Genomic DNA, 23,975 nt, shown 5'->3' with positions numbered 1-23,975 from the left:
GTGGCCCGACTCGTCCGGGTCCGGCCCGATGTCGATGCCGGCATCCGGCGCATCCGCTCAGGCAAGGGCTTCCGGTACACGGATGCCGACGGCGGGGCGGTCGGGCGGCGCGACCTCGCCCGCATCCGCAGCATCGTCATCCCGCCCGCCTGGAAGGACGTCTGGATCTGCGCGGATCCGCAGGGGCACATCCAGGTCGTCGGAACCGACGATGCGGGTCGTCGACAGTACATCTACCACCCGGACTGGACGCGCAGTCGTGACAAGGGCAAGTACGCCCGGGCGCTGCAGCTCGCCGGATCCCTGCCACGTGCCCGCTCGCGTGCGACCGCGTCGTTGCGACGCGCCGACCTCGATCGCGAGCGCGTCCTCGCCGCGGCATTCCGGCTGCTCGACCGGTCGGCGCTGCGCATCGGTTCGCAGCGCTACCTGCTGCAGCACGGCAGCCGCGGGCTGACGACGCTGAGACGTCGCGACGCCTCCGTGGCCGACACCGTCGTGAGCCTGGCATTCTCGGGCAAGAGCGGACAGCGCCAGGCGCTCGAGATCCCCGACCCGGACCTCGCCACGGCCATCATGCTCCTGATCGAGGGGCGCCCCTCGTCGCCGCTGCTCGCGTGGCAGCGGCAGCGCCGGCGGGTTCCACTCACCCCGAACGACGTCAACGCATACGTGCGTGCGCTGACGGGCGGCCCGTTCACCGCCAAGGACTTCCGCACTCTTCGCGGCACCGTCATCGCGGCGGACGCCCTCGCACGAATCGGCGTCGCTGAGACGGCCCGGGCCGTGCATCAGGCCGAGGTCGAAGCCGTGCGCGCCGCCGCGACGGCGCTGGGGAACACCCCCGCGGTCGCGCGCAGCTCGTACATCGACCCGCGCGTGTTCGAACGATATCGCTCGGGGATGCTGCTCGACACGACGGTCTCACCCGAGACGGCCATCCGTTCGCTCGTCCTCGGCTGACGCGCGGCTCGCGCGAGCACGCCGAACCGCAACATCCAACCGCAGCGCCGAAACGGCCCGGGCCGCGCGAGGCGACACCGGGCCGTTCGAGAGCGGGCGATGCGTCAGCGGCGCTTGCTCTCGCCCGAGGTGAGGAGGGCGTCGGCCTTCGAGCTGAAGAACCGGGTCGCCCACATCATGACGGCGGCGAGGAACGCGAACAGGCCCAGCGACACCACGCCCCACGCGCCGCTCTCGGTCGGGACGGCCTCGTTGATCCCCGTGCGCATGATCGGGGCGACGAATCCGCCCAGGTTGCCGAGGGAGTTGATGAGACCGATACCGGCCGCGGCGGCCGCGCCGGTGAGGAACGAGGTCGGGAACGACCACGTGATAGGGCCCGTCGAGAGGAACGCCGCGACCGCGACGGTGATCGCGATGATGCCGAGCAGGCCCTGTCCGTTGGCCCCGGCCCACGCCGAGACCAGGATGGCCGAGCCCGTCACGAGGAAGAACAGCGCACCCCAGACGCGACGCCGGCGAACCGTGTCGGCGTGCTTGCCGACGTAGTAGCAGGCGAACAGGCCGACCGCCCACGGGATGGCGGACACGAGGCCCACCTGCCAGCCGACCGACTCTCCGATGAGGTTCGACACCTGCTGCGGCAGGTAGAACGTGGTGCCGTAGACGGCGATCTGCAGGCAGAAGTAGATGACCGTGAAGTACCAGACCTTCCAGCTGATGAGCGCCGCGCCGATGCCGCGGGGCCCATCGGATTCCTTCACCGTGTCTTCGTGCTCCATCACCGCCTTCAGTGCGGCCTTCTCGTCGTCGTCGAGGAACTTCGCCTTCTGCGGCGAATCGACGAGGAAGAACAGAGCCGCGATACCGGCGACGACCGCCATCATGCCCTCGACGAAGAACATCACCTGCCAGCCGGCCCAGGGGGTGACCTGGTCGCCGATGCTGATCAGGCCGCCCGACAGCGGGGCGCCGAGCATCTGCGAGAACGGCTGCGCGAGGTAGAACAGCGCGAACATCTGCACGCGGCGCTTGTTGGGGAACCACTGCGCGAGGAACATGATCACGCCGGGGAACAGGCCGGCCTCCGTCACGCCCAGGAGGAAGCGCAGCACGATGAACATCGTCTCGCCGTTGACGAAGGCGAACAGCGAGGCGACGATGCCCCAGGTGACGGCGATCCGGGCGAGCCAGAAGCGCGCGCCGAACTTGTCGAGCAGCAGGTTCGAGGGGATCTCGAAGAGGGCGTATCCGATGAAGAAGATGCCGGCTCCGAGGGCGTAGGCACCCGCCGAGATGCCTCGGTCGACCTCGAGGGCGGACTCGGCGAACCCGACGTTCGTGCGGTCGAGGAACGCGACGAAGTACAGGATGATCAGCATCGGCATGAGCCGGTAGGTGGCCTTCTTGATGCCGCTCGCCAGGTGCGGGCTGCTCAGCAGCTCATTCGCGACCGTGACGTTGGCCCGCGTCGCGGGACCGTAGTCCGATGAGGACACAGTGACTCTCCTTCGAGTTCGTGTGAGGTGTTACGGGGTGACGAGGTAGCGGCTCAGCCGCCGAGTGAGGGAATGATCAGGACGAGGCCGACGACCACGCAGATCACCCCGATGGCCAGGAACCCGAGGCGCCCGCGCGTCCAGTTGCGGTTCACGGGAGCCTCAGTGCATGTAGAGGCCACCGTCGACGTTCAGGGTCTGGCCCGTCACAAATCCGGCGTCCTCGCTGATCAGGTAGGCCACGGCGGCGGCGATGTCGGTCGGGGTGCCGATGCGCGGCAGAACGCCGTCGGCGGCCATCGCCGTCTTCCGCTCCTCCGTCAGCGTTCCGCCCATGATGTCGGTGTCGATCGGGCCGGGGGAGATGACGTTCGCCGTGATGCCGAGCGGACCGAGCTCGCGCGCGACGGAGCGCATCAGACCGATCACGCCCGCCTTCGCCGCCGAGTAGGGCGTCTTCGAGAAGGTGCCGCCGCCTCGCTGCGCCGACACCGAGGAGATGCCCACAAGGCGGCCCACGCCGTTCGCGACGAGCGTCCGGGCGACGCGCTGCGTGACCCAGTGCACGCCGTCGAGGTTGATCGATTCGACGCGGTGCCATTCCTCGGGGGTGACCTCGAGGTAGGGGATCGGGGACGAGACGCCGGCGAAGTTCACGAGGGCGACGATCTGCGGCAGCGACGCCTCGAGCGCGTCGATCGCGGCGACGGCCTGCTCGCGGTCGGCCACGTTCGCGCCGACGCCGACGGCCCGCACGCCATGGGCCTCGGCGACCTCGGCGGCGGTGCGCTCGGCGGCCGCGGCGTCGACGTCGACGATGCCGATGTGCCAGCCGCGCTCGGCCAGGTGGAAGGCGGTCGTGCGGCCGATGCCCCGGGGGCTCGCGGCGCCGGTCAGGATGACGGTGCGCTCAGCGGGGAAGACGGATGCCATGGCGTGTTCTCTCAGTCCTGTGCGGGGTGGATGGGGGCGGGGCCGAGCTCGTCGATGAGCTTCTTCATCGCGACGTACGCCTTGTTGCGGTAGGCGATGAGCTCGGGCGTGCGCTCGGCGGGGACGTCGAGGAACCCGGCGCCGGACTTCGTGCCGAGCTTGCCGGCCGAGACGAGCTGGTCGAGGATGGGCGGTGTCGCGAACCGCTCGGGGAACTCCGTCTGCAGCGACGCGTAGCAGAAGGCGTACACGTCGAGTCCGGCCATGTCGGCGATCGCGAACGGCCCGAAGAAGGGCAGGCGGAAGCCGAAGGTCGTGCGCACGATGGTGTCGATGTCCTCCGGCGTGGCCACGCCCTCCTCGACCAGCTGCGTCGCCTCGTGGAAGAGCGCGTACTGCAGGCGGTTGAGCACGAACCCGGTCGCATCCTTCACGCGTGCGGTCTCCTTGCCCGTCGCGGCGACGATGGCCTCGACGACGGGGAGGACCGACTCGTCGGTGCCGGCGTGCGGGATCAGCTCGACGCCGGGGATGAAGGGGGCGGGGTTCGAGAAGTGCACGCCGAGGAACCGGCCGGGCTCGGTCACGGCTTCGGCCAGGCGGCCGATGAGGATCGTCGAGGTGTTGCTGCCGATGATCGCGTCGGGCGCGGCCGCAGCCGAGATGCGGCGGAGGGTCGCGTGCTTGATCTCGATCTTCTCGGGCACGGCCTCCTCGATGAAGGAGGCGCCGGCGACGGCATCCTCGATCGTCATCGCCGTGATGCGCTCGGCGATGACGGCGCTGGCGTCGGCGGGGAACAGGCCGTCGGCGGCGAACTGCGCGGCCTCGGCGATGAGGCGGTCGCGGTTGCCGCGGGCGACCTCGATGTCGACGTCGGCGATGCGCACGTCGGCGCCCGACAGGGCGAGCGACTGCGCGATGCCGCCGCCCATGTAGCCGCTGCCCACCACCGCGTACACGGGGCGTTCGTTCTCGGTCATGACGTTCTCCTCGTCGGTGTCGGTCAGGCTCCGGCGGTCGCCGGAAGCAGGGAGGTCAGGTAGTCGCGGTTGCGGGCGCACACCCCGAGGCTGTCGCCGCCGTACTGCTCCATGAGGAACGGGCCGCGGAACCCGAGCTCGAGCGCGCGGGCGACCATCGCCCGGTAGTTGATGAGGCCGAGCTCCATGCTCGTCGGCGTCGAGGTCTGCCAGCTGCCGTCGGCGGACTCGTCGCGTGCGTAGTTCTTCATGTGCCAGTAGTTCGCGTAGGGGAGGGTCTTCTCGTGCATCTCGCGCCAGTCCTCGATGGGGCGGTGCAGGCGCACGAGGTTGCCGATGTCGGGGTTGAGGCCCACGTTGTCGAGCCCGATCTCCTCGATGAGGCGCACCGCGCTGTCGGCGGTGCCGAGGTAGGTGTCCTCATACATCTCCAGCGACATCGGCAGGCCGACGGATGCCGCGTGCTCGCCGAGTTCGCGCAGGCGTCGGACCGCGAGTGCGCGGGTGTCGGCGTCATCGGGGTCGACCGGGCCCGGCGCGGTCCAGAACCACAGGGCGGCGCGCTGCGCCTCGTTGAAGGGCTGGTGGAGGCCGGTCGAGAAGACGCGCATGCCGAGTTCGGCCGCCGCGTCGATCGCGCGGTGCGCGTACGCGAGGTTCTCTTCACCCCGACCGGGCTGGATGACGCTCTGGCGCTGCACGTGGACCGAGACGAGCTCGACCCCGTGGCTCGTCGCGATGGACTTCAGTTCGGCCCGGCGAGAGGCTGTCAGCTCGGACGGGCGGATGTGGCTGTCCGCGATCTCGATCGCCGTGAAGCCGAGCCGCTCGACCTGCGAGAACACGCCGTCCCAGGTCTCGGCGTCGGCGTCGTGCAGACGGGTCCCGTCCGCGGCGACGGGGGAGAAGCCGTGCATGCAGACCGCGATCGGGCCGGGCGTAGGGGCGGACGGGTGCGACGTTGCGTTCATGACGACTCCATTGGCGAGCGTGTCCGACGAGGACTCCCGTAGATCCTATAGGAAATAGAGAACGCTGCAAGAGGGAGTTCGCGGCGAGGAGCTCAGGCCTGCTCGAGCCCGAGCGATCGCTGGCGCACCTGCTCGAGGTGATGGAGCATCGACCGTTCGGGAGCGTCGGGGTCGCCCGTTGCGAACGCGTCGACGAGAGCCTCGTGCTCGGCGATCGCCTCGCGCACGTCGGTCACACCGTGTCGGACCGACTGCCGCATCCGGTGCAGCTGGGCTCCGAGGGTCTCGGACATCTCGGTGAGATACCGGTTGCCGCAGTGGTCGAACACGACCCGATGGAACGCGGCGTCCGCGACGAAGTAGGCCGCAGTCAGCTCGAGGTCGGCCGCGCCGGCGTTCAGGGCCTCGATGACACGCTTGCCGATGCTGCGGTGCTCCTCCTCCGCGGCGCGCAACTCGCCGATCATCTGGGGCGAGGCGGGCGTCGCGAGGCGCGTGGCATGCGTCTCGAGCATGATGCGGGCGTCGAAGAGCTCGCGCAGCTGATCGAGTCCGAGGGGCGGGGCGACTCGGTAGCCGCGCAGCGCCTCGCGCGTGACGAGACCCGTGCGCTCGAGCTGCACGAGCGCTTCGCGCACCGGGGTCTGCGACACGTCCAGCTGACGCGCGATTGTGTCGATCGACAGGCGGCGGCCGGGAACCGCCTCGCCGGAGAGGAGCAGCTGGAGGATGCGCTCGTAGACGTGGTCGCGCAGGCCCCGCCGCTCGATCGTCGCATCGAGTCCCCGCAGGTTGCCATCCCGTGATGCGGTCATCGTCCCTCTTCCGGTTCGCACGGAGCGCGCCTCACCCCGAGAGGGCCTCCACCTCATCGAGGATGTCACGAACTGCGCGCGGGTCGTGCGCGAACCGGCCGAGGAACAGGCCGTCGACGGCGTCGGAGATGGTCGAGAGCAGACCGGGCCCCGCACTGCCGCCGTAGATGATCGAGACCTCGCGGTCGGCGGCGTCTATTCGCGATCTCAGTCCCGAGCAGACCGACCGGATGTGTTCGGATGTCGCGGGCGCCGGCGCCCCGATCGCCCAGAGCGGCTCGTAGGCGATCACCACTGCGCCGGCGGCGCCTGCGCCGTCGGCATCCCGGAGGGCGCTGCGCACCAGCTGCGCGCAGGTCGCGATCGCCGCGTCGATCCCCGCCTCGTCCTCCTCGCCGACGCAGACGACCGGGGTGAGACCGTTCCGCAGCGCCGCATGAGTCTTCGCGGACACCACGCTCTCGGTCTCGCCGAACAGGCGACGACGCTCGGCATGCCCGACCTCGGCGTAGCGGCATCCGAGCTCAGCCAAGACGGCTCCCGAGACCTCGCCGGTGTAAGCGCCGGTGTCATGAACGGCGAGGTCCTGCGCCCCGACCGCCAGGCGCCCTGCGCGTTCGAGAGCGCCGGGGATCGAGGGGAACTGCGGCGCGACGAAAGCGGTGACGCGATCGCGTGCAGGGTGCTCGTCGAGGATCGCCGCGACCTCCGAGACCCAGGTCAGCGTGCGGGCGTGCGAGAAATAGGTCTTGAGGCTCGCGCCGATGATCATCGGGCAGACCTCACCCCTTTTCGTATGCGCAGATCTCGCGCACCTTTTCGGCCGAGGCGCTCGAGGTGTCGAAGGTGTAGGTGAGCCATTCCGCCGCGAGGCGCCGCGCCAGCTCGATCCCCACGACGCGCTGGCCCATGCAGAGCACCTGGGCGTCGTTCGACAGGATCGAGCGCTCGACCGAGTACGAGTCGTGCGCCGTGACGGCGCGGATGCCGGTGACCTTGTTCGCCGCGATCGCGACGCCGAGCCCCGTGCCGCAGATGAGGATCGCGCGATCGGCCTCGCCGTCGCGCACACGCTCCGCGGCGGCGGTCGCGACTGCCGGATAGTTGGTGTGGCTGTCGGCGTCGACACCGACGTCGATGACCTCGGCGACGAGGGGGTTCGCCTCCAGGTCGGCCTTGATGCGTTCCTTGTACTCGTAGCCGGCGTCATCCGAGCCGACGATCAGTCGCAGTGCCATGTCAGGCGTCCTCCTTCAGGACATCGAGAACCGTGCGGGTGACCAGCGCGAACGAGACCGCGCCGGGATCGGGGGTGCCGAGACTGCGGTCGCCGTGCGTACGGGCGCGGCCGAGTCGGGCGGTGAGCTGGGCGGTCGCCTCGGCGGCGGCCTGTGCGGCGTCGGCGGCCGTCGCCCACGCGTCGAGCAGTGCATCGCCCTGAGCGAGTCGGTCGCGGAGCGTGTCGGCGAAGGGAACGATCGCGTCGATCATCGTCTTGTCGCCGACCGTGGCCTTGCCGAACGACATCACGGCATCCTTCATGCGTCCCACGCCCGCGGACAGGGCCGAGGCGTCGACCGCGTCGTCATCGCCGAGGGCGGCGCCGAGGTCGACGAGCATCTCGCCCCAGATCGCGCCCGACGTGCCGCCGCCCTTGTCAGCCCACGCCTCGCCTGCGTGCTGCAGTGCCGTTCGCGCGCCCGCGCCGGCGGTGACGGCACGTGAGGCGGCGGCCGCGGCCGCGCGACTGCCGCGCTGCATGCCGATGCCGTGGTCGCCGTCGCCCGCGATGCGGTCGATGCGTCCGAGCTCGTCGGCCTGGTCATCGAGCATCGCCGCGACGGCGTCGAGCGCGTGGGCGACGACGGTGGCTGCGCGACGCGACTCTTCCCCGGCCGGCCCGATCGCCTCGGTCTCATCGTCGTCGTCGGCGACGGTCGTCACCGCGACGCGGCCGTCGACCGAGCCTCGACGGAATGCGGGGGTATCGCACGACGCGTGCCACAGCCGGTCGAGCTCGTCGTCGAGCCAGAGGAGGGTGAGCGAGACGCCGGCCATGTCGAAGCTCGTGCAGAACTCGCCGACTTCGGGCGAAACGACCTCGACTCCCGCTTCGGTCAGCAACCGGTCGACGGCGCCGTAAACGACGTAGAGCTCCTCGTACTTCACCGAGCCGAGTCCGTTCAGGATCGGCACCACGCGACCGGTCGGGGCGGCGTCGTCGGGCCGCTCAGCGAGCAGCCGTTCGACGAGCAGCTGCGCGAGCTCGGCCGCAGTGGGGATGTCGACCTCGTCGATGCCGGGTTCGCCGTGGATGCCGAGGCCTACCGCCATGCGTCCCTGCGGCACGGTGAAGAGCGGTTCGGTCGCGCCCGGAAGGGTGCAGCCGCCGAAGGCGACACCGAGAGAGCGGGTGCGGTCGTTGGCGAGCCGTGCCAGTCGCTCGACGTCGTCGAGGTCGTGGCCCTGCTCCGCGGCCGCGCCGGCGATCTTGAAGACGACGAGGTCGCCGGCGATGCCGCGGCGCTTCTCACGCTCGTGCGGGGGAGCGCTGGAGATGTCGTCGGTCACCGTCACGGTACGGCAGTCGATGCCCGCCTCGCGGAGACGGTCCTGAGCCTGGGTGAAGTGCAGGACGTCGCCGGCGTAGTTGCCGTAGCTGAGGAGCACTCCGCGACCCTCGTGCGCGGCCTTCGCCACAGATCGCACCTGATGGGCCGACGGCGACGCGAACAGGTTGCCCATCACCGCGCCGTGCGCGAGCCCGGGACCGACGAGCCCGGCGAAGGCGGGGTAGTGGCCGCTGCCGCCCCCCACGACGACAGCGACCGTGGGCTCCGCGCCGCGGGTCGAGCGGACAACACCCCCCGTGACGGGGCGGACCCACCGGCCGGATGCCGCGACGAAACCGGCGACGGAGTCCTCGACGAACTCGTCGGGGTCGTTGAACAGACGCGTCATTGCGTTCTCCTCTGCGATGGGGGAGCGAACCTTTCGTCGATCCTATAGGAAACGAGTCGCGGTGCGACCCGGAGTGGCGGCATCCGCCGACCCATCCCGGGGTCTACGGTGGCGACGTGGTCGAGCGGGCGCGCATCTCGCCGCTCACGCTGGTCCTCGTCGTGATCGGCGGTGCGGCCGGCGTCGCCGTGCGAGCCGCGCTCACTCTTCCGTTCACCGGATGGACCCACCCCCTCGCGGTGCCCGCGCTCACGCTCGGATGCAATCTGCTCGGGTCCTTCCTGCTCGGCATCGTCGTCGGTCGCTGGGCGGTCAGCCGGCCCCGGCTCCGCGCGTTCGTCGGCACCGGCGTGCTCGGCGGCTTCACGACGTACAGCGCCTTCGCTGTGCAATCGATCCAGGTCGCCACCGCCGCGCCCATCGTCGGGCTCGCGCTCATCGCCATCAGCCTCGCCGGCGGTGCCGTCGCCGCGGCGCTCGGGCTCGCCCTCGGCATCCGCCGCGACGGGGATGCCGCATGAACGGGGTGAGTGCCGGGATGCTCGTGGCCCTGGTGGTGGCGGGCGGGGCAGGCGCCGGCATCCGGTACGTCCTCGATGTCCTCCTCACGCGGGGGCGCCGCGATGCCTTCCCCGTCGGCATCCTGGTGATCAACGTCACCGGTTCCGGGCTGCTGGGGCTCCTGACCGGACTCGGCGCGCTCGTCGCGCCCGACTGGCTGGCCGTCCTCGGCATCGGCTTGCTGGGCGGATACACGACGTTCAGCACGGTGTCGGTCGACACGGTCCAGCTGATGCGGCGCGGCCGGCGCGACTGGGCGATCGTCAATCTCGTCGGCACCTTCGCCATGGCCGTCATCGCTGCGGCGATCGGCATCGTCATCGGGGGATTGCTCCCAGGCTGAGCCCACGCTCGCGCGGCGCCCGCGTGGGATACTGAAGTCGATACATCCATGTATCGACGAGCGCATCCCGTTCGCCTGCATCACACCTACCTGCGCCGGTCCGGTGCGCCCGAGGGAACCTGTGTCGAAACTCGCCGTCCTGAGCCTGAAGAACCGCGCTCTCATCGCGCTCATCACGATCGTCGCCGCGGTGTTCGGCGGCCTCGCGCTCACGAACCTCAAGCAGGAGCTCATTCCCTCGATCGAGCTGCCTCAGCTCTCGGTGGTCACGACCTACCCCGGTGCCTCGCCCGAGGTCGTCAACACCGACGTCTCGACCCCGATCGAGACCGCGATCCAGGGCGTGCCCGGGCTCGAGTCGACGACGGCGACGAGCTCGACGAACGCCTCGATCATCCAGGCGTCGTTCACCTACGGCACCGATCTGGCGACCGCGGAGCAGAAGATCCTGCAGGCCATCAACCGCATCGACAGCCAGCTCCCCGACGGCGTCAGCCCGAACGTGCTGAGCTTCTCGCTCGACGACCTCCCTGTGATCCAGCTGGCCGTGACCGGCTACGACGACGCCGAATCGGTGCAGGCCCGGCTCGAGGGCACGGTCATCCCCGACCTCGAAGACGTCGACGGCGTCAACGCCGCCCAGGTCGTCGGAGGCCGCGTCGAGCGCATCACGATCACCCCCGACCAGACCGCGCTCGCCGAGGCCGGGTACACGCAGCAGGCCATCCGCGACGCGCTCGATCAGAACGGCGTCCTGTTCCCCGGCGGCGAGATCACCGAGGGCGACCAGTCGCTGACCGTGCAGACCGGCGCGAAGATCGCCTCGGTCGACGAGTTGTCGGCGTTGCCGCTCGTGCCGACGGATGCCGCTCAGCTCACCGGCGGCACGACCACGATCGGCGACGTCGCCACCGTCGCGCAGGAACCGTCACCGGTCACCTCCATCTCGCGTGTCGACGGCGAGCCGGCCCTGACCATCGCGGTCACGAAGCTGCCCGCCGCCAACACCGTCGACGTCTCGCGCGGCGTGCTCGACGCCCTGCCCGCGCTCGAAGACGACCTCGGCGGCGAGGCTCAGTTCACGGTCGTCTTCGACCAGGCGCCGTTCATCGAGCAGTCGATCGAGGCCCTCGCCCAGGAGGGCCTGCTCGGCCTCGTGTTCGCGGTGCTCGTGATCCTCGTGTTCCTGCTCTCGGTCCGCTCGACCATCGTCACCGCGATCTCGATCCCCACGAGCGTGCTCATCACCTTCGTCGGTATCCAGGCGTTCGGCTACTCGCTCAACATCCTGACCCTCGGTGCCCTCACGATCGCGATCGGCCGAGTCGTCGACGACTCGATCGTCGTCATCGAGAACATCAAGCGGCACTACGTCGAGGGAGCCGACAAGCTCGCGGCCATCACCCTGGCCGTTCGCGAGGTGGCCGCCGCCATCACGGCGTCGACGATCACGACCGTTGCCGTGTTCCTGCCTATCGCCTTCGTCGGAGACCTGACCGGCGAGCTGTTCCGTCCCTTCGCCCTGACGGTCACCATCGCGATGTCGGCCTCGCTGTTCGTCTCGCTCACGATCGTCCCGGTGCTCGCGTACTGGTTCCTGCGGCCGGGTAAGCCCGTCGTGACGCCCGACGGCCGGCGCATCGACCCCGAAGACCCCGAGGCGCCGCCGTCGCGACTGCAGAAGGCCTACCTGCCGGTCCTGCGCTGGACCCTCCGCCACTCCGCCGTCACGCTGGTGCTGGCGGTGCTCGTGCTCGGCGGCACCCTCGCGGCCGTGCCGCTGATGAAGACGAACTTCCTCGGCGACTCCGGTCAGAACACCTTCACCATGACGCAGACGCTCGGGCCTGCGGCATCCCTCGAGGCGGAGGATGCCGCCGCCCAGCGCGTCGAGGACGCGGTCACCGGCCTCGAGGGAATCGACGCCGTGCAGGTTTCGATCGGCTCGTCCGGATCGCAGCTGCGCGACGCCTTCTCGGGCGGGGGCGGCGGGGTGACCTACTCGATCACGACCGACAGCTCGGCCGATCAGCTCGACGTGCGCGATCGCGTGCAGCGCGCCGTCGCCGACCTCGAGGGCGTCGGCGACATCCAGATCGCCGCCGGTGGCGGCGGATTCGGCTCGAGCGACATCGAGATCGATGTCACCGCGCCCGACCAGACCGCGTTGCGCGAAGCGACCGACGCCGTCGTGGCGTCGCTGCAGGATGCCGACGGCGTCAGCCAGGTCACGTCGAACCTCTCGGCCTCGCTGCCGTACATCGCCGTGACCGTCGACCGCGACGCGGCGGCATCCCGCGGCCTGTCGGAGGTCGCGGTGGGCGGCATCGTCTCGGGAACGATGCAGCCGCAGTCGATCGGAACCGTCGAGATCGACGACACCTCGCTCACCGTCTACCTCGCGGCGTCGCAGGCGCCCGCGTCGATCGACGAGCTGCGGCAGCTGACGATCCCCACGGCCGGCGGCCCCATCCCGCTGCAGGACGTCGCCACCGTCGAGCAGAGCGAGGGCCCGACCTCCATCACGACGCAGCGCGGTCAGCGCACCGCGACGGTCACCGTGACGCCCTCGGGTGACGACCTCAACGCGGCATCCGCGACGGTCGCCGACGCCCTCGACACGGTCGAGCTGCCGCAGGGCGCGGACGCCGAGATCGGCGGTGTTCTCACGCAGCAGCAGGACGCCTTCGCGCAGCTCGGACTCGCCGCGCTCGCCGCCATCCTCATCGTCTACATCGTGATGGTCGCGACCTTCAAGTCGCTGCGGCAGCCGCTGCTGCTGCTCATCTCGGTGCCGTTCGCCGCGACAGGAGCGATTCTGCTGCAGATCGCGACGGGCGTGCCGCTCGGCGTCGCGTCGCTCATCGGCGTGCTGATGCTCATCGGCATCGTCGTGACTAACGCGATCGTGCTCATCGACCTGGTCAACCAGTACCGCGAGAAGGGGCTGTCGGCCCACGACGCGACGATCGCCGGCGGATCGCGTCGTCTGCGACCGATCCTGATGACCGCGCTCGCGACCATCTTCGCGCTGACGCCCATGGGGCTCGGGATCACCGGCCACGGCGGGTTCATCTCGCAGCCGCTGGCGATCGTCGTCATCGGCGGGCTCATCTCGTCGACCCTGCTGACCCTGCTCGTGCTGCCGACCCTCTACAACCTCGTCGAGGGTGCGCGCGAGCGCCGCGCGGCGCGGCGGCGCGGTGACGTCGGTGCCGGCGCGGGTGCCGGTGCCGGCGCGGGTGCCGGTGCGGATGCTGGTTTGACAGCCGGTTCCGCGGGAGACGGGGTGTCTGCGGCGCCGATGACCCGGCGCGAGCGGCGCCTCGCGGAGGCGGCCACAGCCGAGCCGACCCACCTCGTCGTGCCGGTGGACGGTTCACCCGATGCCCCCACGCACCTGGTCATCCCGGTCGCGCCTGATGACCACGAGGTCGGCGACGCCCATGCTGGTGCTGGACGGCCGGTGGATTCCGGTGAACCGGAGGCCGGGTCGTCCCGTCGACAGGCTCAGCGCATTCCCGGGCCTTCTCGCGGACCCCGTCGCCGCCGCCTGGCCTGATTGCGGCTCGCGCCGGGCTCGCGGCGGGCTCGCGGCGGGCTGCCGGCTTGCCGCGATGCAAGGGATTGCCCGCGGCGCGCCGTGGCCGGGAGCGAGGCGCCGGGGTGTCGGAACCCTTGCATCGCAGCACGCGTTGCCCCCGCCCCGGCCCTCGAGCCCGGCCCTCGCACCCGGCCCTTGCACCCGGGCCCCGGCGCCGCGGCGGGCGATTTCTCAGGCGGATGCCGTATCGTGGGCGGGTCGGCTCTGGGCAGCGCGTGATCGCGACAGGTTTTGTGAGTCCATGGGGCCGATGGTGAGCGCCGATCGGCGCGCATGACCATCATGTGAATGGCCCCCGGCCGACGGATGTCCGGGTTTGCCCGCGTGCGCGCGGGCGCTGTTCTCGTGCAGAGAACCCAGAAGGACACACCCATGCCCAAGAACAAGAAGCCGGCCGGCGGCCGCGCGCAGAACTTCGAGCCCCGCTACGGCAAGAAGACGTCGTACCAGGACGCTAAGCGTCGCCCCGGCCAGTCCTCGGCCGGAACCCCCGGCAGCAAGAGCCCCGGTCACCGCGGCTACCGTGCCGAGAGCGAAGACACCGGTCGCAAGAACCGCTGGTCCTCGCAGGACCGTGCGGGTCGTGACGAAGCGCGCGGCATCCGCTCGCAGGCCCGCGACGACCGCGGCGGACGCGACGACCGCGGTCAGCGCGAGCAGCGCGGCTACGGGAACGACCGCCGATCGGATGCCGGCGGCCGCCGCCCCTACGAAGCGCAGCCCCGCGACGATCGCCGCACCTTCGGTGATGCGCGTCCCTCCTTCCGTAACGACCGTCCCCGTCGTGACTTCGGCGACCGCCCGAACCGTGATGACCGTCCCCGTCGTGACTTCGGCGACCGCCCGAACCGTGACGACCGTCCGCGTCGTGATGACCGTCCGGCGCGTTCGTTCGATGACCGGCCGCGTCGTGACTTCGGCGACCGGCCCCGCCGCGACGACCGCCCCGCTCGTTCGTTCGATGACCGTCCCCGTCGTGACTTCGGCGACCGCCCGAACCGTGACGACCGTCCGCGTCGTGACTTCTCGGACCGTCCGCGTCGTGACGACCGTCCGGCGCGTTCGTTCGATGACCGTCCCCGTCGTGACTTCGGCGACCGCCCGAACCGCGATGACCGTCCGCGTCGTGACTTCTCGGACCGTCCGCGTCGTGACGACCGTCCGGCGCGTTCGTTCGATGACCGCCCGCGCCGTGACTTCGCCGACCGCCCGAACCGCGATGACCGTCCGCGTCGCGACTTCTCGGACCGTCCGCGTCGCGACGACCGCCCGGCGCGTTCGTTCGATGACCGCCCGCGCCGTGACTTCGGCGACCGTCCGAACCGTTCGGACTGGAACGCCGAGACGAAGTCGAAGGCCCACCAGGACCACGTCGACACCGTCCACGAGCGCCTGCAGGCGGAGGCCGTGGATGCGGCATCCGTCGCCCAGTCGTCGTTCGCCGACCTCGGCCTCGGTGACAACATCGTTCGTCAGCTCGACGCCCTGGGTGCGGCATCCCCGTTCCCGATCCAGGCGGCCACCATTCCGCCGATCCTCGAGGGCAAGGACGTCCTCGCCCGCGGCCGCACCGGCTCGGGCAAGACCATCGCGTTCGGCGCTCCGCTCGTCGAGTCGATCCTGCGCAGCCAGGCCGGCAAGCGTCGCGAGTTCGGGCGTTCACCCAAGGCGCTGATCCTCGCTCCGACGCGCGAGCTCGCGCTGCAGATCGACCGCACCGTCCAGGCGATCGCGCGCAGCGTCGGGCTCTTCACGACGCAGATCTACGGCGGAGTGCCGCAGGCGCGTCAGGTCGGTGCGCTCAAGAAGGGCGTCGACATCATCATCGGCACCCCCGGCCGCATCGAAGACCTGCAGAACCAGGGCAAGCTCGACCTCTCCGAGGTGGGCATCGTCGTGCTCGACGAGGCCGACCACATGAGCGAGCTCGGGTTCCTCGAGCCCATGCAGCGCATCCTCCGCCTCGTGCAGGACGGCGCGCAGAAGCTGCTGTTCTCGGCGACGCTCGACCGCGAGGTCGCCGCTCTGGTCGACGAGTTCCTCGTCGAGCCGGCCGTCTACGAGGTCGCGGGCGAGAGCCAGGACACCTCGACGATCGATCACCGTGTGCTCGTCCTCGACCACCGCGACAAGGCCGAGATCCTGAACTCCCTCGTCGACCGCGACGGCAAGACGCTCGTCTTCGCGCGTACCCGTGCCTACACCGAGATGCTCGCCGAGCAGTTCGAGGATGCCGGGATCGCGGCGGTCGCGCTCCACGGCGACCTCAACCAGGGCAAGCGCACGCGCAACCTGCAGCGCCTGACCGACGGCAAGGTGCGGGTGCTGGTCGCGACGGATGTCGCAGCCCGCGGCATCCACGTCGATGACATCGACCTGGTCATCCAGGCCGACGCTCCCGACGAGTACAAGACCTACCTGCACCGCGCAGGGCGCACCGGCCGCGCCGGTCGCTCGGGTGCGGTCGTCACTCTCATCACGCGTCAGCGTCGCCGTCGCATGACCGAGATGCTCGAGCGTGCCGAGATCGACGCCCCCTTCGACGATGTCCGCCCCGGCGACGACATCCTCGAGGAGGTCTCGGGCCGACAGCTCGCGAACGTCGACGCCTGAGCCGACGCCGCTCTGACGCCCCGCCGCACGCTGCGACCCGACGGTCGTGGCGTTCGGCGGGGCGCTTCCGTTGGCGGGGCGCTCGCGGTTCGCCGTGCCGTGCGCGGGCTGAGGGCCCTGAGAGGCTGAGCGGTGGGAGCCGGCCGCGCGTTGAGCCTGATCTCGGGACCATACCCCGGCAGCGCGCGAGAGTGTCCCGGCTCGCACTCCCGGCTCCGGTTCGCAGCGCCCCGGGCCGCGAAACTCGGGCCACTGTGCTGCTTGTGTCAGAAGAGCGTGGGAACGGATGCCGCTGCAGCGGCGCGGCCGCGCGAAGTCGTGACCACCGGTCCGGGGCGGAATCGTCGCGTGGCGGGCTGCGCCTCTTCCTCTTCGAGCCCTCCCCGAAGGCGATGCCGCGCGAGCAGAGGTCGAACGCGCGTCGCGAGCATGCGCCGGTAGCCCTGCGGTGCCTGCACCGAGGCCCCGGGGTACAGGCCGCGGTACACCGGCACGAGGTCGGGGCGTTCGCGCGCGAGCCACTGCTGGAACCAGGGTTTGACGCCCGGTCGCAGGTGCATCGCGCCGTAGACGACGCGGGCGGCGCCGGCATCCGCGATCCGGCTCAGGGCATCGTCGAGCACCTCGGTCGAATCGGTGAGGTGCGGCACGATCGGCATCAGGAACACCGTCACCCGGAACCCCGCGGCGCTTGCCGCTCGCACCGTGTCGAGGCGAGCGGCGAATGTCGGCGCGCCGGGTTCGAGCAGCTGCCGCAGCGGCTCGTCGAGTACCGCGATCGACATCGCGAGGTCGATGGGCACCGAACGTGCCGCCTCGGCCAGCAGCGGTAGGTCACGGCGCAGCAGGGTGCCTTTCGTCAGCACCGAGAACGGCGTGCCGCTGTCGACCAGCGCCGTGATGATGCCGGGCATCAACCGGTAGCGGCCCTCCGCACGCTGGTAGGGGTCGGTGTTCGTACCGAGAGCGACCTGCTCGCGCGCCCAGGTCGGTTTCGAGAGCTCGCGGCGCAGTACGTCGGCGACGTTCAGCTTGACGACGATCTGCGAGTCGAAGTCGGCTCCCGCGTCCATGTCGAGGTACTCGTGCGTGCCGCGGGCGAAGCAGTAGACGCAGGCATGCGTGCATCCCCGGTAGGGATTGACCGTCCAGTCGAAGGGTATCGCCGAGGGGCCCGGGACCCGGTTGAGCGCCGAGCGCGACATGACCTCGTGGAAGGTAACTCCTGCGAACTCGGGCGTCGTCACCGAGCGCACGAGGCCGTTGAGTGTCTCGAGGCCGGGCAGCGCAGCGGCATCCGCCACGCCCATCTGCTGCCCCTGCCATCGCATGAGAAGATTCGAACAGAAATTCGAAGTGTTGTCAAACATGAAAGCGCGAACCCTCGTATGCTCGGGTGCCGGTGTGGTGACAGGCAGATCGTTTCACCGGGGATCGAGGACGCTGCGAGCGGATGGGGGAGTGCGCTGTGACTCTGACGTCAGCTGGGGAGAGGGTGAGATACGCCGGGGTAGCCGACGTGGTCGGTTTCTGCGAGCCGGATCGCACCCGCCCCCCGACGACGAGGGTGCGCCCCCGGCTCGTCCGAATGGATGAAATCCGCCGCGCTGTCGGTGCCGGTGTGAACGGTGCCGCACGATGACGATCATCGATCGAACCGCGTCGTACGCCAAACAGTTCACCGTCAGCGGCTACGTGCTCAATCCCGCAGAGGACCGAATCCTCCTCATCCATCACAAGAAGCTCGCGAAGTGGCTTCCGCCGGGCGGTCATGTCGACGAGGACGAGACGCCCCAGGCGGCGGTCGTGAGAGAAGTGTTCGAGGAGACCGGCGTGGCAGCCGTGCTGCGCCGCACGCGGGCGTCGACCTCGCCGCGGACGGTCGCACCGAAGCTCAGCTCGACCTCCCGATCAGCATGAGCTATCAGCTCATCCCCGAGCGCCCCGGCGAACCCGCGCACATCCATATGGACATGGCCTTCGTGCTGCACACTTCGGAGCGCGGCGCCCTGTCGCCCGCGGCCGGAGAGGTCCACGACGCGGGCTGGTTCTCGAGCATCGAGATCGACGAGCTCGACACGTTCCCCTCCGTGAAGGTGATCGCGCGAGAGTTGCTCGCTCCGGCGGCTGCGGAAGGGCGCGCGGGCAGCGTGAGCCCGGGGGCATCGCCCGCCGGACCCGATGCCGTGTTCGGCGAGGGGACCAGCCCGGGTCGCGGGTGAACCGCGCTGCGAACGGGAACTCAACCGGACCCGCAGGGCAGAATGGGGTCGTGGTGCACCCGACCGAGCCCGAGACGCGTCGCTCGCGACGCGAGCGATCGGCGGAGGCGCGCCCTCTCCCCTCGCGGCGCGAGCTGCGTGAGCGGGCCGGCGCTTCCGGTTCCGCGGCGAGCGGTGCTGGTGGCGAGGTCGCCTCGGCTTCGTCGGCGGAGGGCCGATCACCGGATGCCGCCGCCCTGTCGGCATCCGTGCGTCTGCCGGCAGCCGTCTACGTCCGCCGCCGCGCCGTTGCGGCCACGGCTGCACTCGCGCTCGTCGGCCTCGTCGTCGCCGGTACCGCCGGCTTCACGTCGGCACTCAGCGGACCGGATGAGGCTCCCGTCGACCCCGTCGCCGCGCTCGTCGGTGACGCCGCGGCGGGCGCGCCCAACGCATCGTCCATTCCTGCGCCCGCGCAGTCCGGCGATGCTGCCGCCGCCCAGCCGGCCGACGATGCGACGACGGATGCCGCGGCCGCGGGCGACATCTGCGGTGATCCCGGATTCCAGCAGGCGCTCGCGTCGGGCTCTGACGCCGACGTCATCGCCGCGGCCGGGGGAGCCGAGCCTTTCCGGGCCGCGATCGCGGGCGGTGCGGCCCCGTGCATCGATCTGCACACGGCCGGCCGCACGTGGGTCGTCGTGAACAAGCTGAACGCGCTCGATCCGATCGACTACTGGCCCGAGCCGCAAGCGCGCGCCGAGGGCGTCGAGCGAACCAGCGGGGGGCACATGCGTGCGGACGTCGCGGCGGCCCTCTCGCAGCTCGCGGCCGCCGCGCAGGCTGAGGGCGCGGGCACAATCGGAGTGAACAGCGGGTTCCGGTCGTACGACTTCCAAGTGTCGACGTACCGCAACTACGTCGGTCAGCTCGGCCAGGGCAACGCCGACCTCACGAGCGCCCGCCCCGGGCACAGCGAGCATCAGACCGGTCTCGCCGTCGATGTGGTCGCATGCGACGGTGGGTGCGGGGCGATCGAACAGTTCGGCGGCACGGCGCAGTCGGACTGGGTCGCCGCCAACGCGCATCGCTTCGGGTTCATCATCCGGTACCCCGATGGCTTCACCGAGACGACCGGGTACGACTACGAGCCCTGGCACCTGCGATATATCGGCCCCGAACTGGCGGCGCTCTACGCCGAGGGCGGCTACCGCACCCTCGAAGACTTCTTCGGGATGCCGCCGGCCCCGACCTACGTCGACTGACACCGCCCTGCCCCCGGCGCCCGGCCCGTCGACTCGCCAGGTTCTGCGGATCCCGCACCGGGCGCATCCGCATTTCTCGGCGAGTCGACGGGGGAGGGAAGGGGGAGAGGGGTCAGGCGGGGGTGCGGCGGCGGGCCAGGGTCGCGACGCCCGCGGCACGCAGGCGATCGCCGATCAGGATGCCGAGCCACGTCGCTCCGACGCAGCTGACGATGCAGAGGGCGACGAATCCGATCAGCACGGGCGCGGTCATGCTCCACAGATCGAACGACTGCGCTGCGAACACGGGATACGTCGCGCCGATGATCGCGGCGCCTGCATAGTGCAGCCATGTGTTCCAGCGCCGGTAGAGCGTCGCGAGGAACGGCAGTTCGGGGAAGAACGACCAGTAGAGCATCGTCGCGACCGATCCGATCGTGAAGAACGGGGCAAGCACGAGTCCTGAGATCAGCCCCACGAGCAGCCCCGCTCCCGGGCGTTGCAGCAGCCTGAGGGCGATGACGGCGGGCAGAACCCACAGCCCGGCGATCGCCACCGTTGCGAACGGCACCGTGAGGAACAGGGTCGTCGACGCGACCCACGCGGGCGCGAGCAACGCGCTCGCCGCGACGCCGATCGCGGCGCACGTCAACAGGTATGCCGTCGAGACACGCGCGGCGCGCGACCGGGGTGCCGCGGTCATGCTCGCGTCTCCCGCTCCGTCGTGGCTCGGCGTTCATCATCCGGCGCGTGCTCGGATGCCGCCTGGGGCTTCGGGGTCGGCGAGCTCGCGCCCTCGCGCCAGTACCCGACGAAGCTGATCTGTTCCTTCGGGATGCCGTGGTCGGCGACGAGCATCCGCCGGGCGGTGGTCGGCAGCGACTGCTCGCCGACGATGAACGCGTGGAGGGGCTGCGCGGGCAACGCGCCGGGCGCCAATCCGCTCAGCGCTGCGAGGGCGGCTGACCCCGGCTTCGCGTCGGGCGCCCGGACGAGCCAGCGGACCTCGACCCCCGGGGGTGCATCGATCTCGAGCACGTCGTCGCTCGACGGGGCCTCGATGAACGCGGTTCCGGATGCCGTTGCCGGCAGCGAAGCGCAGATGGAGGCGACGGCCGGTGCCCCCGTCTCGTCGGCGACGAGGAGCACATGATCGATGCCTCGCTCGGGGTTGAATCGCAGCCCCTCGTCGATGATGACGACGCTCTCTCCCTCGTGGGCCTGCGACGCCCAGCGGGAGGCGGGTCCGGCGGTCGGCCCCGAGCCGTGCAGCACGAAGTCGACGTCGATCTCCGCACCGCCCGCCGGCCCCGACGACCGATACGCCCGCACCGAGTAGTTGCGCATGACCGGCCGTTCGCCCTCGGGGATGCGGAGGTACTTCAGGTAGCCGAACAGCTTGTTGGCCTTGGCCGGGATGCGGTCGAGGGCCTCATCGCCGCCGAGCGGCAGGAAAAGGCGGAACCACTGGTCGTAGCCCAGCGGTACGAACCGGTCGATGTCGCCGCGCCCCAAGGTGACCCGCATCCAGTGCGGGGCGAGGCGCTCTGCACGCAGCACCTCCAGACGCACCAGACCGGGCGTCATGGGCTTCACGATGTTGCGGGTCATGCGCAGCATCCTTTCCAGGCTCGCCGGGGTGCGGTCGGCATCAGGGGGTCCAGGGGAAGAGGGGGATGAGGATCGCGGCGGAGGCGAGCCAGAAGAGCGCGACGAAGGCGACATCGCGCCGCCGGAACGGCACCAGGTGCCGCTCGGTGCGGTCGCGATGGGCCCCGAAGGCGCGCGCGTCCATCGCGAGCGCGACCCGCTCGGCATGGCGGATGGCGCCGGCCAGCAGCGGAACGACGTAACCGCCCCACCGTGCGATCGCCGAGAACGGTCCCCGCCCGCCGTGCGCACCGCGCACCCGATGCGCTTGTCGGATGAGGTCGAGCTCGTAGCCGAACCGCGGCACGAACCGGAACGCGGCGAGCGCCGTGTAGCCGACGCGGTAGGGGACGCGCAGCTGCTGGACGGTCGCCCGCACGAGGTCCGGCCCCGTTGTGGTGAGCCCCGCGATGAACGCCAGTGCGGCGATCGCGCCGAGCCGCAACCCGGTCGCCATCCCGGTCTCCAGCGCCCCTGCGTGCAGACTCCAGGCGCCGAGCTGAAGCAGCACCGGGGTGTCGGCCACCCGCGCCGCATCGACCCACAGCGACATCCCGGCCCCCACCATCAGGATGCCGATGGGCACGGCGACCGCGAGCAGGAGAACGGTACGCAGCGTCCAACGCGCTCCGACGATGAGCACGCCGTACGCGAGTGCGAGCAGAGCGAGCGGCGTGACGAGATCGCGCGTGAAGATGAGAGCGACCATCGCGGGGACGGGGGCCGCGAGCTTCGCCAGCGGGTTGAGCCGGAACAGCAGCCGACGGGAGGGCGGCGCGGCCGCGTAGGGATCGAGCGCGATGCTCGCCGTCGCGCTCATCGATCGCTCCCCGGCAGATCGCGGAGGCGGGCGATGCCCGACAGCTCGGGGTACCCGTCGAGCCCGTGCAGGGCGCGGCGCAGCGGCGGCATCCGCAGGGCGGCGGAGCGCAGCAGCTCGTCGTCGCCGAGGATGTCGGCGGTCGCTCCGTCGGCGACGATGCGGCCATCTCCGACGACGACGCAGCGCTGGGCGTACTCGCTCACCAGCTGCATGTCGTGGGTGACGACGAGGATCGTCGTGCCGTCGCGGTTGAGGTCGCGCAGCACGTGCAGCAGCTCGTCGGCGCGGGCGCGGTCCTGGCCGAACGTCGGCTCGTCGAGGGCGAGCACGGGTGCGCCGGCGATGAGGGCCGTGCCGACCGACAGTCGGCGCTTCTGACCGCCGGAGAGCAGGAACGGATGCCGGTCGGCGTGCGCCTCGAGGCTGAAGCGGCGCAGCATCCCGTCGACGCGCTCACGCACCTCGTCCTCGGGCGTCCGCTGGCGGCGCAGGCCATGGGCGAGCTCGTCGAAGACCGTGGGTGCGACGAACTGGTGCTCGGGGTTCTGGAAGACGAACCCGACGCGCTCGGCGACCGCACGAGGGTCCGCCCGACTCGGGTCGAGCCCGCCCACGTCGATGCGCCCGCGCGGACCGCGGACGACGCCGGCGATCGCCTGGATGAGGCTCGTCTTGCCCGCGCCGTTCGCGCCGACGATCGCGACGAACTCGCCGGTCGCGACCTCGAGGTCCACGTCGTGGAGCACTGTCGTCCGACCTCGACGCAGCGTCAGATCGCGCACCGAGACCGCCGGCGTCGGCGCGTGCGCCTGCGCCTGCGCCGGAGAATCGCGCGAAACTCGGACCGAATCGGAGGTTGCCCCCGACGATGCCGCGATGTTCCGATTCTCGCTACCGGATGCCGCGGCCTCGAGCCCCGCGCGCAGCTCGTCCGGCGTCAGGGGGAGTGGGTCGAACGGATAGCCCGCTTCGCGCAGCCGCAGCGCCGCGATGGTCGACACCGGCAGCCACACGCCGATCGCGTGCAGCTCGGCCGCCCGTTCGCGCAGCACCGCGTCGATCGGACCGTCGGCGATGGTGCGACCGCCATGGTCGAGCACGACGACACGGTCGGTGAAGCCGATCGCCGCGTCGAGATTGTGCTCGACGAGCAGGATCGCCCGGTCGCCCGCGGCGGCGATCTCGCCCAGGGCGGCGTAGACGTCTTCGATGCCCTCGGGGTCGAGGTTCGCGGTGGGCTCGTCGAGCACGAGCAGGGGCGACTCCATCGCGAGCGCGCACGCGATCGCGAGGCGCTGGCGTCCGCCGCCCGAGAGGCGGTCGGGGTTCTCGTGCCGCCGGTCCCAGAGCCCCATCCGGCGCAGCGCCCGCTCGCTCCGCGCGAGGACATCGTCGACGGGCAGCCGCAGGTTCTCGGGGCCGAAGGCCACCTCGTCGAGCAGGGTGCCGGTGACCAGCTGCGCGTCGGGGTCCTGGAAGACCATGCCGACGCGCGTGGTGAGCCGGGGGATCGGGGTGGCCGCGGCATCCTCGCCCGACACGAGCACCGTGCCCTCGGTCGTCGCCGGGATCGACTGCGGGATCAGCCCGTTGAGCGTCAGTGCGACCGTCGACTTGCCCGAACCGCTCGGCCCGAGGAGCAGCACGACCTCACCGGGGGTGACGGAGAACGCGGCGCCGCGGGTAGCTGCGGCATCCGATCCCTCGTAGGTCACCGCGAGATCGCGCACGGCGAGCAACGGCGCGGATGCGGTCGCGGCGACCGGCGTTCCCGCCGTGGCGGCACCGGATGCGGCGGATGTCACGGGCGT

Annotated in this window: 21 protein-coding genes; 8 read left to right on the top strand and 13 right to left on the bottom strand. The window is 70.8% G+C overall.

The genetic code is table 11. The features are described 5' to 3' along the window. The gene (locus ACI2K6_RS08220) at window positions 1-963 is read left to right on the top strand and encodes a DNA topoisomerase IB (protein ID WP_274178123.1); all 963 of its coding nucleotides are present in this window, start codon (window positions 1-3) and stop codon (window positions 961-963) included. 104 nt (window positions 964-1,067) lie between these two features. Here the strand turns inward: ACI2K6_RS08220 and ACI2K6_RS08215 are convergent, their stop codons facing one another. The 8 genes from ACI2K6_RS08215 to ACI2K6_RS08180 form a co-directional block, all read right to left on the bottom strand. Further along, complete coding sequence (locus ACI2K6_RS08215) at window positions 1,068-2,462, bottom strand: MFS transporter (RefSeq protein ID WP_269266903.1); 1,395 nt, start codon at window positions 2,460-2,462, stop codon at window positions 1,068-1,070. Window positions 2,463-2,624: 162 nt separating this feature from the next. After that, window positions 2,625-3,395 (bottom strand): SDR family NAD(P)-dependent oxidoreductase, encoded by a 771-nt coding sequence (locus ACI2K6_RS08210; protein ID WP_269266904.1) that lies wholly within the window; start codon window positions 3,393-3,395, stop codon window positions 2,625-2,627. Between the two features lie 11 nt (window positions 3,396-3,406). After that, entirely contained in the window at window positions 3,407-4,378 is a 972-nt protein-coding gene (locus tag ACI2K6_RS08205; RefSeq protein ID WP_274178125.1) for a 3-hydroxyacyl-CoA dehydrogenase family protein, read from the bottom strand. Window positions 4,379-4,401: 23 nt separating this feature from the next. Further along, entirely contained in the window at window positions 4,402-5,349 is a 948-nt protein-coding gene (locus ACI2K6_RS08200) for a sugar phosphate isomerase/epimerase (RefSeq protein ID WP_274178126.1), read from the bottom strand. Window positions 5,350-5,441: 92 nt separating this feature from the next. Continuing rightward, the gene (locus ACI2K6_RS08195; RefSeq protein ID WP_274178127.1) at window positions 5,442-6,164 is read right to left on the bottom strand and encodes a GntR family transcriptional regulator; all 723 of its coding nucleotides are present in this window, start codon (window positions 6,162-6,164) and stop codon (window positions 5,442-5,444) included. Between the two features lie 31 nt (window positions 6,165-6,195). Beyond that, window positions 6,196-6,936 carry a triose-phosphate isomerase family protein gene (locus tag ACI2K6_RS08190; RefSeq protein WP_404568386.1) on the bottom strand — a complete coding sequence of 247 codons (741 nt, stop codon included), beginning with the start codon at window positions 6,934-6,936 and terminating at the stop codon, window positions 6,196-6,198. A gap of 10 nt (window positions 6,937-6,946) precedes the next feature. Further along, on the bottom strand, window positions 6,947-7,402 hold the full coding sequence (locus ACI2K6_RS08185; protein WP_404568385.1) for a ribose-5-phosphate isomerase: 456 nt from the start codon (window positions 7,400-7,402) through the stop codon (window positions 6,947-6,949). A 1-nt stretch (window position 7,403) separates the two neighbouring features. Further along, window positions 7,404-9,125: a dihydroxyacetone kinase family protein gene (locus ACI2K6_RS08180; protein WP_354451576.1), complete on the bottom strand. Its 1,722-nt coding sequence runs from the start codon at window positions 9,123-9,125 to the stop codon at window positions 7,404-7,406. 116 nt (window positions 9,126-9,241) lie between these two features. Between ACI2K6_RS08180 and ACI2K6_RS08175 the strand changes: the two genes are divergently transcribed. From ACI2K6_RS08175 to ACI2K6_RS08160, 4 genes are all read left to right on the top strand, one after another. Continuing rightward, on the top strand, window positions 9,242-9,646 hold the full coding sequence (locus ACI2K6_RS08175) for a CrcB family protein (RefSeq protein ID WP_323987020.1): 405 nt from the start codon (window positions 9,242-9,244) through the stop codon (window positions 9,644-9,646). Beyond that, entirely contained in the window at window positions 9,643-10,029 is a 387-nt protein-coding gene (locus ACI2K6_RS08170; protein WP_323987021.1) for a CrcB family protein, read from the top strand. Before ACI2K6_RS08175 ends, ACI2K6_RS08170 begins: the two co-directional genes overlap by 4 nt. Before the next feature lie 121 nt (window positions 10,030-10,150). After that, entirely contained in the window at window positions 10,151-13,591 is a 3,441-nt protein-coding gene (locus tag ACI2K6_RS08165; RefSeq protein ID WP_323987022.1) for an efflux RND transporter permease subunit, read from the top strand. 414 nt (window positions 13,592-14,005) lie between these two features. Next, a complete protein-coding gene (locus ACI2K6_RS08160; RefSeq protein WP_323987023.1) occupies window positions 14,006-16,246 on the top strand; it encodes a DEAD/DEAH box helicase in 2,241 nt (746 codons plus the stop codon). Between the two features lie 266 nt (window positions 16,247-16,512). Here ACI2K6_RS08160 and ACI2K6_RS08155 read toward each other — a convergent pair whose 3' ends face one another. Further along, window positions 16,513-17,577: an Rv2578c family radical SAM protein gene (locus ACI2K6_RS08155; protein WP_323987025.1), complete on the bottom strand. Its 1,065-nt coding sequence runs from the start codon at window positions 17,575-17,577 to the stop codon at window positions 16,513-16,515. Between the two features lie 307 nt (window positions 17,578-17,884). On the opposite strand from ACI2K6_RS08155, the gene ACI2K6_RS08150 reads away from it, so the two are divergent. The 3 genes from ACI2K6_RS08150 to ACI2K6_RS08140 are packed head-to-tail and all read left to right on the top strand — an operon-like array spanning window position 17,885 to window position 19,712. Further along, the gene (locus tag ACI2K6_RS08150; protein ID WP_323987026.1) at window positions 17,885-18,166 is read left to right on the top strand and encodes an NUDIX domain-containing protein; all 282 of its coding nucleotides are present in this window, start codon (window positions 17,885-17,887) and stop codon (window positions 18,164-18,166) included. Then, window positions 18,163-18,468, top strand: a complete 306-nt coding sequence (locus ACI2K6_RS08145) for a hypothetical protein (RefSeq protein ID WP_323987027.1) — start codon at window positions 18,163-18,165, stop codon at window positions 18,466-18,468. The genes ACI2K6_RS08150 and ACI2K6_RS08145 overlap by 4 nt, the downstream gene beginning before the upstream one ends. 50 nt (window positions 18,469-18,518) lie before the next feature. After that, window positions 18,519-19,712, top strand: a complete 1,194-nt coding sequence (locus ACI2K6_RS08140; RefSeq protein WP_404568384.1) for a M15 family metallopeptidase — start codon at window positions 18,519-18,521, stop codon at window positions 19,710-19,712. Window positions 19,713-19,824: 112 nt separating this feature from the next. Here ACI2K6_RS08140 and ACI2K6_RS08135 read toward each other — a convergent pair whose 3' ends face one another. From ACI2K6_RS08135 to ACI2K6_RS08120, 4 genes are read right to left on the bottom strand one after another with little or no spacing between them, the layout of a single operon-like run. Beyond that, window positions 19,825-20,394: an ECF transporter S component gene (locus ACI2K6_RS08135; RefSeq protein WP_269266918.1), complete on the bottom strand. Its 570-nt coding sequence runs from the start codon at window positions 20,392-20,394 to the stop codon at window positions 19,825-19,827. Next, window positions 20,391-21,302, bottom strand: coding sequence for a siderophore-interacting protein (locus ACI2K6_RS08130; RefSeq protein ID WP_404568383.1), 912 nt, complete (start codon window positions 21,300-21,302; stop codon window positions 20,391-20,393). The genes ACI2K6_RS08135 and ACI2K6_RS08130 overlap by 4 nt, the downstream gene beginning before the upstream one ends. Window positions 21,303-21,342: 40 nt before the next feature. Further along, window positions 21,343-22,161: an energy-coupling factor transporter transmembrane component T gene (locus tag ACI2K6_RS08125; protein ID WP_282501867.1), complete on the bottom strand. Its 819-nt coding sequence runs from the start codon at window positions 22,159-22,161 to the stop codon at window positions 21,343-21,345. Beyond that, window positions 22,158-23,969, bottom strand: coding sequence for an ABC transporter ATP-binding protein (locus ACI2K6_RS08120; protein WP_404568382.1), 1,812 nt, complete (start codon window positions 23,967-23,969; stop codon window positions 22,158-22,160). The genes ACI2K6_RS08125 and ACI2K6_RS08120 overlap by 4 nt, the downstream gene beginning before the upstream one ends. Window positions 23,970-23,975 lie beyond the last annotated feature (6 nt).

Origin of the sequence: Microbacterium sp. NPDC006705 (assembly GCF_044903545.1) — a bacterium.
Lineage (GTDB): Bacteria > Actinomycetota > Actinomycetes > Actinomycetales > Microbacteriaceae > Microbacterium > Microbacterium plantarum.
This window is presented reverse-complemented; position numbering and strand designations above follow the sequence as displayed.